The organism is Endozoicomonas sp., assembly GCF_031844845.1.
Classification (GTDB): Bacteria; Pseudomonadota; Gammaproteobacteria; order Pseudomonadales; family Endozoicomonadaceae; genus Endozoicomonas.
The window spans coordinates 1-11984 of record NZ_JAVRMB020000312.1; the positions used below are offsets into that span (position 1 = coordinate 1).

At 49.8% G+C, this 11984-nt stretch carries 8 protein-coding genes and 1 pseudogene; 3 read left to right on the forward strand and 6 right to left on the reverse strand.

Features of this window, described 5'->3' with window-relative positions; translation table 11 throughout:
• Window positions 1–5118, reverse strand: a 5118-nt coding sequence (locus RM811_RS17255; protein ID WP_402526837.1) for a leukotoxin LktA family filamentous adhesin, incomplete at its 3' end; no start/stop codon positions are given.
• Window positions 5119–5258: 140 nt separating this feature from the next.
• Entirely contained in the window at window positions 5259–5966 is a 708-nt protein-coding gene (locus tag RM811_RS17260; protein ID WP_402526838.1) for a SapC family protein, read from the reverse strand.
• Window positions 5967–6149: 183 nt separating this feature from the next.
• Between RM811_RS17260 and RM811_RS17265 the strand changes: the two genes are divergently transcribed.
• The 3 genes and pseudogenes from RM811_RS17265 to RM811_RS17275 all read left to right on the forward strand — a co-directional run.
• A complete protein-coding gene (locus RM811_RS17265) occupies window positions 6150–6812 on the forward strand; it encodes a class I SAM-dependent methyltransferase (protein ID WP_402526840.1) in 663 nt (220 codons plus the stop codon).
• A 141-nt stretch (window positions 6813–6953) separates the two neighbouring features.
• Window positions 6954–7196, forward strand: a complete 243-nt coding sequence (locus RM811_RS17270; protein WP_402526841.1) for a type II toxin-antitoxin system ParD family antitoxin — start codon at window positions 6954–6956, stop codon at window positions 7194–7196.
• A pseudogene (locus tag RM811_RS17275) lies at window positions 7193–7408 on the forward strand (type II toxin-antitoxin system RelE/ParE family toxin); the annotation flags it as partial. The gene RM811_RS17270 and the pseudogene RM811_RS17275, both read left to right, overlap by 4 nt.
• A gap of 191 nt (window positions 7409–7599) precedes the next feature.
• On the opposite strand, the gene tuf reads toward RM811_RS17275, so the two are convergent.
• From tuf to rpsL, 4 genes are all read right to left on the reverse strand, one after another.
• A complete protein-coding gene (gene tuf / locus RM811_RS17280; RefSeq protein ID WP_402526843.1) occupies window positions 7600–8793 on the reverse strand; it encodes an elongation factor Tu in 1194 nt (397 codons plus the stop codon).
• 158 nt (window positions 8794–8951) lie between these two features.
• Window positions 8952–11054: an elongation factor G gene (fusA, locus tag RM811_RS17285; protein WP_402526844.1), complete on the reverse strand. Its 2103-nt coding sequence runs from the start codon at window positions 11052–11054 to the stop codon at window positions 8952–8954.
• 18 nt (window positions 11055–11072) lie between these two features.
• A complete protein-coding gene (gene rpsG / locus RM811_RS17290; RefSeq protein ID WP_402526845.1) occupies window positions 11073–11543 on the reverse strand; it encodes a 30S ribosomal protein S7 in 471 nt (156 codons plus the stop codon).
• Window positions 11544–11705: 162 nt separating this feature from the next.
• A partial coding sequence (rpsL, locus tag RM811_RS17295; protein WP_402526846.1) for a 30S ribosomal protein S12 occupies window positions 11706–11984 on the reverse strand: 279 nt, incomplete at its 5' end.

Genomic DNA, 11984 nt, shown 5'->3' on the forward strand with positions numbered 1-11984 from the left:
AACTTCTGCTCCGGTGTTATCGCTCTGATTAATATTGCTGTCTTCAATGCGGGCTTTGGTTTCACTTTTGACGTCGGCATGGGCATACGAAATACCCAGGTTCTTTTTACCCACCTGAACAACACCGGCAACAGCAATAATTCGCTTGCCCTCACTGTTGTAGCTGTAGGTTGAACCACTGCCGTCTTCATTGGTGTGGACATTAGTATTGTCCATGGCATCAGCACCGCTGAAATCAAAATCAGCGTTGACGCTGCTGCTGCCCAGATCGTTGATAATGGTGTCCAGGGCACCGTCTTTTTCACCGGTAGCATTCACATTCACCACACCGGCACCGCTGATATTGGTGCCTTTTACTAACGCTTTGGTGTCAGCGCCGATGGAACCAATGGCAAAGCTGCCCTGGAAGCCGAGGGAGTCTTCAAGGTTATCGTTGTAGCCAATCCCGGCAGCACCAATACCGATGCGGTTCATGCTGCGGGCGCTAACATCGACCTGATCAAAATTAGTGAGGTAAGAACGGTTACTGCCACTGAAATCAATGATGGCTTCTGTGGCAGCACCACTGTAGACATCTTCACCTTTCGAGGTGCTGAAGTGATTATTGCCGTCTGGATTAGCGTTACCAACGATGGCAGAAGGATCATTAATTTCGGCAAAGGTGATAGCAAGCCCTGCCCCCTGCTTGCCACCGGCATAGAGTGTGCCTCCGCCCACACCAACATAACTATTGTTGTAGGCAGATACCTCAAGGTCATTATTAGCACCCTGATTGGAGCTAATGGTAGAACCTTCAATTCGTGCAGAAGTTCCGTCGTATATCTGAGCCCCGGAAATGGACAGCGCGCCATTCTGGGTCATATTGGAATTACCCGCTGGCCGGGTCACCGAAAGTGCCAGAGCCACTGCCGTGAGTTCCCCGCCATGGAGAGCCTGTACCGCCACATCATCGGCGTAAGAAATGGTGCTGTCTTTTATCCAGGCCAGGGCATCATTGAAACTGATTTGATAGGAGATGGCACCGGCAATTGTGTTCTGATTCGAGGGCGATTGCGCCCCAAGCATGGACAGCGCAGCAGAACCGGAGGCACTGGCTGAGATCACTTTTTCCAGGGCCTGAACTTCTACATCCACATCGTTATAGGCATTGCCATTCGCATGGCCACTAATGGACGCACCATCAATAATGGCCTTGGCATCCATATTATTAACGGACACCGTAAAGCTGCCTGCACCGGTCAACCCTGTCTGAGTAGACGACACCTCGGCACTGCTCTGACCAGAGCCAGAGTTACTGTTATCGTTAGAACCACTATTCGATGACTGACCGACAGAAGAATCACCGCTGCTACTGTTAGCACCAGTGTAATTAGCAGCCACATTGGAAGATAAACCGTTATACCAGTTTTCAAACTTTGCCCCGACACCCGGCTCATTAGAGGGCTCGGTTGTTAAAGCACCCGCCACCGCCAGCGAACCATTCGTACCACTTGAGCGACCACGGACAGTTACTGTGTTGGCGATAATACCTTTGGTGGGCGTTGGTGCCGTGGGTGATGTTGGATCAGGTTTGGTGATCGTTTCAGCAACTTCCAAACCATCTTTCCAACTATCCTTTTGAAACGTTACCTTGTCATAATCAGAGCTGTTATCACCAATAAATGCCTTGGTATCGCCCTGAGAGACATTGGCTGCAATGGCAATGCCTACCGCAGATTCATCAGACCAGTTAAAAGCACCGGCTGCCGCCCAGTTGCCAAACTCATGTTCTGCCACCAGCACCAGATCGCTGGCACTCAGCTGTGCGCTGTTATGCAGTGAGGCATGGGTTAATAGTTCTGAGTTGAGAAACCCGAGCACACCATTAAAGCCCATGCCTTTACCCATCCCGGAAGAAGGGGTTACCAGAAAGTGGCGTTCATCAGTCTCGGCATAAATATCAATCCCACCCACCGCACTGACGGTGGCATTACCAATACCCGCGACGACTTCACCTGACTGCTGGACATAGGTAATGGACGCACCAACGGACTTACCTTTTTTATTGGTTCCATTACCATTGGGCAAAATTCCCAGGGCACCAATATTGCCAGACAGGTTGACCGTTTCCATCAGGTTATAGGCGCTGACTTCCACAGAGTTATCAAAAGCAAAACTGTAGGTAATATCTTTAAAGACTTTGGTGCTGCCAAAAATACCGGTGATCTGACTATTGGCTTTCAGCTCCCGACTGGCATTCCAGCCGCTGGTGCCCGTGGTGGTAACTTTGGCACCGTCGCCTATCCAGGCTTTGGTGTCCATATCATTCCAGAGCACGTTGACCGAACCGCCATAGGCTTCCTTATCGGCAGAAGCACCGGCATTGGCAAAGGAGGTCAGAATATTGTTCTGCATACCACCAATGCCGTTAAACTTGCCCAGCACATCAGCAAAGCTGTCCCACTTATCGTAGGTGCTGACGATGGGCATGTATTGACTGGCAATAACCCCCAGATTGGCAGCATCCACCTGAACGTATTTACCCACCTCAGATACTGAGTCACTGTCGTTAATGGCAAAGTTCAGCGCCATGGCCAGACTGGTGTCCGAGGCCGAGGTCTGACCCGCTCCGGCACTGCCTTCTTCGGGCGCTGTGACAGCGGCTTCTGCAGAGGTTCGATAACCGCCCTGATCACCACCCAGAGCACCACCAGTGTAACCGCCAGCCACCTTTTCGTTGTCTGTGCCAAGATCCACCTGACTTGCCAGCAATACATTACCAGTGGCGTTTATTTTTGGTGCGTCGGTTTGGTTGGCAACATTAGTACCGAGATAACTGTAGGCTTCATGATCGGAAAGGTTAAGGGAGAACGCCAGGCCACCTTTGAAACTGACTTTCCCGGATTCATTTTTATCCACCGACTGGCCGGCAGGCAGGTATTTATTGGTGTAGTTGGTAACGCCAGATTGCAGGGTAGAAGCCCCCTGAACCAGTTTCGAGCCCACCGTACGGAATAACAGACTGCTGCCCACTGTTACCCCGGAATGTACCCGCTGATTTAATGTTCTGTTCAGTGATGTGATCGTCACGTTGCCGGTTTTATCACCACTGGTTCCCAGACTGCTGCCCAGTTCTGCCGTGGTATTGGTGTCGAAGTCACCTACGGCAACAGCAACACCATACTGTGTGTTTTTCAACCCATAGGCCGACGCAGAAACGTAATAGTAATTCTGATTTTCTGCCGCTAATACCAGGTTATCTGCATCCAGAGTTACCCCCGAATCAATTTTGGCGGTAGCGTCCACATCGGACTCACCGACCGCCGCAGCAATGACCACCTTATTGGAGTCTTCAGCAATAAAGTCCATGGCTGAGGCAGAAATATATGACTCATTATGAGCAGAAACCTCAAGATTCCCTTCCGCCTGAATCGTCGCACCGGTTTTTACATGGGTGGTACTGGTGGCATCACTGGTGGCATAGACGGCGGCCAGAGATCCGGGCAACTGGCTGCCGAGGGTAATGGATGACGCTTCCGTCAACGCATGGGATTCGGTGGTCAGCGAGACATTGCCGCTGGCCTGGATATTGGCGCCGCTGTTTACATTAACGGTTGCCTCGGCATCCGCGTCCATAAAATAGAAAGAAGCCCCGGCCAGGGCTCCCGTTGCTACCAGCCCCATGGCAACACCCGGCTCTTCTTTAAAAGAGCTGTTGGCAATAGATTTGGCTTTTGCGGTGATATTCCCAGCCGTAATCTGTCCACTCAGGTCGATATTGGTATTGGCGGTGGCGCTACCGATGCCCACAGAAGAAGATACCGAAGCTGTCAGGGTGACATCGCCACGGGCAGAATCATCGCTGTTGCGGGTATCCAGCAAACTGCCGGCATTCAGATCAATATCTTTGGAGGTGATGGTAATGCCAGATTCAGCCGCCAGTGTGCCGGATACATCCGCCTGATTGTCAGCAGTAACGGTTAAACTGCCACTGACGTCCAGACTGCTGCCCGCTTTGGCGTTAAAGGTATCCGCAGTCGCTGTGACAGAGCCGGAAACCGTAGTATTACCAATCAGGGTAATCCCATCACTGGCCTGTTCTGGTGTGGCTGCCGCTGCCGATTCAAAAACAACAGTTTTTCCAGAGGCACTGAGAACCAATGCAGTGGACTGACTGGTTTTACCCTGAAAGGCGATAGTGCCTGCCGAGTCTGATGAAATCGAATCCCGGCCATCCAGTGTTCCTCCAGCCTTCACCTCAATATTGTCCGCCATGATGGTAAAACCACCATCGGCATAAAGGTCACCCGCCAGATCAATGGCTCCGGCAGCGGAACTAGAAGCTTTCAGGGTAATAACACCACCATCCACATTAAGCTCGGTGGGAATGGTCAGGTCATTAACGTTGACGGCGGTAAAAGCAACGGCACTCGCCTGAGCTGCACGCCCTGAAATGACAATACCGCTGCTGTCTACCTGAATGGTATTGGCATTTACATCAAGGCCACTGGCCGTATTGATTTTGCCCTTGATGCGCACGGTACCCGATGATGAAACACTAAAACTGTCGCTCAAAAGAGCGGTAATTTTTGCATCAACGATATTAGAGCCATCGGTTAGCCCGGTAATATCACTATCTGTGGGTGTTTTAATGGACAGGCTGCCCACATTAACAACACCGGACTCTCCCACCAGAAAACCGGCAGAACTGGCAAAGACCACATCTCCGCCCAGCGAGCCGCTCTTGTAACTGTTCATGATCCCGTGAACAGCAGGAGCTTCAGAGCCACGAACAATATTGACCAGTTTATCGGCGTTATCAGGAACCTGAAGATTGACGGTATGAGAGGAACCCACCACAAACTTGTTGAACACGTTGATCGCAGATGTGCCCGACATCTTTTTGGAGGTTATCTCATGAATATTATTGTTACTGGTGACTCCGGTGAAATCACCGACGGCCTGGATATCATGTTCCACTGCCAGTGCAGAACCGGATAGCAACAGACCAATAGTTGCAGAAGCCCTTAACCCATACCCTGAACCAGAAAATGAAGCACCGGAAGATTGACGACAAACTCTGACCGTATTGACCTGAGCAATGGAAACAGACAGCTGAGTGCGATCAAAGCCAGCCATAGTTGCATCCCTGTTATATTATTTTTATCAGGGCTCTGTACTTCCTGCGGCCCTGTTGTATGTATATTGCCAATCTGGTGAAGAGCATTCCCACGCAGGACCCCCAGGGCCTAAAAGCGTGGGAATGAGAGTGGGGATAGTCAGACTTCTTGCTTCTGTCGTTTAACCAAACGGTTCAGCGCACCTAAAGAGTGCAAATGAGCATAAGTCCAGGCGAGCCATCCTGAATCAAACCAGGCTTTGACTTTTTCTTCTGGAATGGAGGTTAGTTTCTTTTCATCAATAACAAATAACCCTTCAAGCCTTAAGGGTTTATCTTTGTCTAATAGAATCTGAAGATTAAAAGGCGTAAACAAATCCTGCTCTTTTAATTCCCCACAATAATCAAGGGTACTCTTATATTGCTGATCATAATTATTGAGAAATTGTACAATATTATTCAATGTTTCAGAATTTTCACCCGCTTCATTAAACAGGACTTCACCCTCTTCCGACTGAAACTGCGAGGCATTCTGATCAAAACAGACAGTACCTTCATCGGTCAGGGCAAACGGATAACGCCGGACAAATGCCGGAATATAGCTGTCACTCCAGCTGCCAGCCTCACCAAGATGTTTATGGCCCGCCTCCATTAATGACAGCAGCGCCAGGGGGAAAAAGTCACCATTGTCGTCTTTACTGAACAGCACAGGCATATCCCGGCTGGCTTCAAAAAATTCGATACCGGTCAAGGGGACGGAGTTAACATCTTCTGTAAATGAATAGTCTGAAGATGCCTTGAAGCTGAGTGTTTTATGTACGTCACGATTCAGAAATGCTGGTTCATTGTAAAACAGTAAAGATGGCATGATGTGAATCCGCTATTGTTATATTGATTATTATTGAGCGACCTGAGATTAAAATTCTCACACACCCCATCGAAGTGTTCAATGAATATAATGTTATATGCTTGTGATGATTACATGATTACCACAAATAGATTATGCCGCTGAATATAACCTTTCTGATAATAATTAAGGAGCATTTAACCGATGAGCAATCAATCCCTGCAACTAACTCCTTCCCTCTATCAATATCTCTATAACGTTGGCCTGCGAGAGCATCCGGTATTAAAAGAGTTACGGGAAGTCACCAGTCATCATCAATATCGGGTTATGCAGATCTCTGCCGAGCAGGGACAGCTGATGGCCATGCTGGCAAAACTGATTAACGCACGAAGAACCATTGAGATTGGTGTTTTCACCGGTTACAGCGCACTGGCTGTTGCCCTGGCATTACCAGACGATGGAGATCTAATAGCCTGTGATATCAACAGCGAATATACCAATATTGCTAAACTTTATTGGGAAAAGGCGGGTGTGTCGGATCGCATTAAACTTCATCTGGCACCAGCAATGGAGACTCTGCAGCAACTGATTGAGAGTGGTGAAGAAAACCAGTTTGATATGGCGTTTATTGATGCCGACAAGACCGGCTATGACGCCTATTATGAGCAGTGCCTGCAGCTGATTCGCCCGGGAGGTTTGATTCTTATCGATAATGTTCTGTGGAGTGGCAGGGTTGCTGATGAAAATATCAACGATGAAGATACCAGGGCACTGAAAGAACTAAACCGGAAAATCCACCAGGATAACCGGGTAGACATGATGATGCTGCCGATTTCCGATGGGCTAACCATCGCCATTAAACGGTAGCATTACCAACCGTTTAATTTCAAACTGGCGTACGATTTGTACCCACTCAATAATGCAGAGGCAATTTTCGTACACCAATTAACAAAAATCCAACTACTGTATTAATATGTATTAATAAATAAGACACGGCAGGATAAAACCATGAGCCGAAACACCTCAGTCACCCTGGGTCACCACTTTGAAAAGTTTGTGTCGGAAAAAATTGAACAGGGACGCTACCAGTCAGTCAGCGAGGTAGTACGGGCGGGACTGCGCAAGCTGGAAGAAGACGAAGCCCGTTTGGCAGCCCTTCGCGCAGAACTTCAAACAGGCGAGAACAGTCCGGCGATCGATGATTTTGAGGTTGACTCACTGCTGGATGACCTGCACAGGAAACACCTGTGAGCCAGAATTACACCATTCGTGAACAGGCCCGTGCTGATCTCGAATCTATCTGGCTATACACTCTGGAAGAGTGGGGCGTCGAACAGGCCGATCAATACATCCGGCTTATTACACGCCGGTTCTCTTAGCTGGCGGGCAACCCGAAAGCAGGAAAATCCCGAAATGATATTAAAGCGGGTTACTACTCTATTACGGCAGGCTCCCACCTGATCTTTTATCTACTGAATAACCAGTGCCCCGACATTATCCGCATCCTGCACCAGAAGGCCGATGTTCTGCGCTGGTTTGACAGCTGATTTCATGATTGTACTGACTACCACGGTACACAGATCACGCATAAAAAAAACCCGGAAATATCCGGGTTTTTTGGGGTGACTTTATATCTTGTTAAATCATCAAAATCTTATTCAAAGATTTTAGCAACAACACCAGCACCAACTGTACGGCCACCTTCACGAATTGCGAAGCGCAGGCCTTCTTCCATGGCGATTGGGTTGATCAGGGTAGCAACAAAGTTGATGTTGTCACCTGGCATTACCATTTCAACGCCTTCGTTCAGTTCAACAGCACCGGTCACGTCAGTGGTACGGAAGTAGAACTGTGGACGATAGCCCTTGAAGAATGGAGTGTGACGTCCGCCTTCTTCTTTGGACAGGATGTACACTTCAGCTTCGAACTTGGTGTGAGGAGTCACGGTACCTGGCTTAACCAGACACTGTCCACGCTCAACGTCTTCACGCTTGGTACCACGCAGCAGGGCACCGATGTTCTCGCCTGCACGACCTTCGTCCAGCAGCTTACGGAACATTTCAACACCAGTAACGGTAGTCTTGGTAGTCTCTTTGACACCAATGATTTCTACTTCGTTACCAACATTGACGATACCACGCTCAACACGGCCAGTTACTACAGTACCACGGCCAGCGATGGAGAATACGTCTTCGATAGGCATCAGGAACGGCTGGTCGATAGCACGCTCTGGCTGAGGGATGTACTCGTCCAGGGTTTCTACCAGCTTCTTAACAGCCGTAGTACCCATGCCGTTAGCATCTTCACCGTTCAGAGCCATCAGGGCAGAACCGATGATGATTGGTGTGTCGTCACCTGGGAACTCGTAGAGGTCCAAAAGTTCACGAACTTCCATTTCAACCAGTTCCAGCAGTTCTTCGTCGTCAACCATGTCGGCTTTGTTCAGGAATACCACGATGTACGGTACACCTACCTGACGAGCCAGCAGGATGTGCTCACGAGTCTGTGGCATGGGGCCATCAGCAGCGGAACAAACCAGGATAGCGCCGTCCATCTGGGCAGCACCAGTGATCATGTTCTTAACATAATCGGCGTGTCCCGGGCAGTCTACGTGCGCGTAGTGACGCTTTTCAGAATCGTATTCTACGTGAGCAGTAGAGATGGTGATACCACGCGCACGCTCTTCAGGCGCGTTGTCGATCTGGTCGAAAGCCTTGAAGCTACCGCCCCAGGTTTCCGCACATACGCGAGTCAGCGCTGCAGTCAGTGTGGTTTTACCGTGGTCAACGTGACCAATGGTGCCGACGTTGAGGTGCGGCTTATTACGTTCAAACTTTTCCTTAGCCATGTCTTTTAACCTTTAAGATATCAATAGTCGAGTTCGGGATTTGATACTAAACGCGGCATTCTAACAGCCCTTATCCCGGGAAAGCATTTTTCATGGTAAAAAACCTGAAAAATTCGTTAACATCCCGGCACTCAGGCCGTCAGGATAGCCATCAGGCATCAACCCTGGTTTTTAATAACCGCTTCAGCAATGCTGCCGGGCGCTTCGGCATACTCATGGAATTCCATGGTGTAGGTAGCACGCCCCTGAGTTGCTGATCGCAAATCAGTAGCGTAGCCGAACATCTCACCCAGCGGCACCATGGCGTCAATCGTTTTGCCAGAAGACGTGTCGTTCATGCCCTGAACAATACCGCGACGGCGACTCAGGTCACCCATAACGTCACCCATGTTGACTTCCGGTGTGACCACCTCGACCTTCATCATCGGTTCCATCACCACAGGCTTAGCCTGTGGTGCGTATTTTTTCAGTGCCTGAGAAGCGGCGATTTTAAACGCCATTTCGTTAGAGTCAACATCGTGGAAAGAGCCATCGTACAGACGGGCTTTCAGGCCCAGCAAAGGATAGCCGGCGATAACGCCGTTCTTCATCTGCTCTTCGATGCCTTTCTGGATAGCCGGGATATATTCCTTGGGAATCGTACCACCGACAATCTGGTTGATGAATTCCAGACCTTCTTCACCAGCATCCGCAGGAGAGAACTCAATCACGACGTGACCATACTGACCACGACCACCGGACTGCTTGGCAAACTTGTGGTTGGCCACAACGGCGGCTTTCAGCTTCTCACGGTAGGCAACCTGAGGCTTACCAATGTTCGCCTCTACGTTGAACTCGCGACGCATACGGTCAACCAGGATATCCAGGTGCAGCTCACCCATACCGGAGATGATGGTCTGGCCACTCTCTTCGTCGGTGTGAACGCGGAAAGATGGATCTTCCTGGGCCAGTTTGCCCAGAGCGACACCCATTTTTTCCTGGTCTACCTTAGTCTTTGGCTCAACCGCAACAGAGATTACCGGCTCAGGAAATTCCATGCGTTCCAGAGTGATAATGCTGTCCATGGAGCACAGGGTGTCACCGGTGGTTACATCTTTCATGCCGATCAGGGCAACGATGTCTCCAGCCACACACTCTTTGAGCTCTTCACGGTTGTTGGCGTGCATCTGAACCATTCGGCCCACACGCTCTTTCTTGTGCTTGACCGGGTTATAAACCGTATCACCGGAGTTCAGAACACCGGAGTAGTTACGGATAAAGGTCAGCGTACCCACGAACGGATCCGTGGCAATTTTGAATGCCAGTGCCGCGAAAGGCGCGCTATCGTCAGCTTCACGAACTGCAGGCGTTCCGTCTTTATCGTCCAGAATACCTTCGATCGCCTTCACTTCTTTTGGCGAAGGCATCAGTTCGATCACAGCATCCAGAACCGCTTGCACACCTTTATTCTTAAAGGCAGAACCACCAAAGACAGGAATGATCTCGTTAGCCAGAGTACGGGCACGGATACCGGCCTTGATCTCTGCTTCGGTCAAATCACCTTCTTCAAGGTACTTTTCCATCAGCTCATCGGTAGCTTCAGCAGCGGCTTCAACCATGTATTCGCGCATTTCAGCACACAGGTCAGCCATATGCGCAGGGACGTCTTCATATTTGAAGGTCATGCCCTGGTCTTCTTCATTCCAGATGATGGCCTTCATTTTGACCAGGTCAACAACGCCTTTGAATTCATCTTCAGCGCCGATGGTCATCTGCATAGGAACGGCGTTAGCGTGCAGACGCTCACGCAGCTGGCTGATCACCATCTTAAAATCAGCACCGGTACGGTCCATTTTGTTAACGAAGACCATACGGGGTACTGCGTATTTGTCCGCCTGACGCCATACGGTTTCAGTCTGAGGCTGAACGCCGGAAGAGCCACACAGTACAACCACAGCGCCGTCAAGCACACGCAGGGAACGTTCTACTTCGATAGTGAAGTCAACGTGTCCAGGGGTGTCGATGATGTTAATACGATGCTCATCAAACTGAGCATCCATACCACTCCAGAAACAGGTAGTAGCAGCAGAAGTAATGGTAATACCACGCTCCTGCTCCTGCTCCATCCAGTCCATGGTGGCAGCACCATCATGAACTTCACCAATTTTATGGCTCAGACCGGTGTAAAACAGAACACGTTCTGTGGTCGTTGTCTTACCCGCGTCAACATGAGCACAAATACCGATGTTGCGATAGCGGTTGATGGGGGTTTTACGGGCCACGACTCAATCCTCTGATACTTAGAAACGGTAGTGGGAGAATGCTTTGTTGGCTTCAGCCATACGATGCACGTCTTCACGCTTCTTAACTGCGGAGCCTTTGCTGTCAGCAGCATCCATAAACTCGCCAGCCAGGCGGAGCTTCATGGACTTTTCACCACGCTTACGCGCAGCATCTACCAACCAGCGCATGGCCAGCGCGGTACGACGGGAAGGACGAACTTCAACGGGTACCTGATAAGTGGCACCACCAACACGGCGGGACTTAACCTCTACCATAGGAGCAATAGTTTCCAGAGCTTTTTCAAAGATCTCCAGAGGCTCCTTGCCGGTGCGTTCCAGAACTACGTCCAGGGCACCATAAACAATTTTTTCTGCAACGGACTTCTTACCGCTGACCATCACATGGTTGATGAATTTAGTGAGTGTTTTGTTACCAAACTTAGGATCTGGCAGCACGTCGCGCTTTGCGACTATACGTCTTCTTGGCATTGATAAGCCCTCTACGTCGGTCTTCAGGTAATCCAGGATCATCCAGTGGTTTTATCACTCTGACCCGGCCTTACTCTCATCAACCTGATATTGAATTTTTGCTCTTTCGAGCCTTGCACCGGCCTTCAGCCGGCAAAACCTGAGTTAACCCGTATAAACGAATTATTTCTTAGGTCTCTTGGTACCGTACTTGGAACGGCCCTGCCTACGGTCGTTAACACCCTGGGTATCCAGGCTACCGCGAACGGTGTGGTAACGAACACCTGGCAAATCCTTTACACGACCGCCACGGATCAGCACAACACTGTGCTCTTGAAGGTTGTGACCTTCACCACCGATGTAGGAAGTCACTTCAAAGCCGTTAGTCAAACGCACACGACATACTTTACGCAGCGCTGAGTTAGGCTTCTTAGGGGTAGTGGTGTACACACGGGTGCAAAC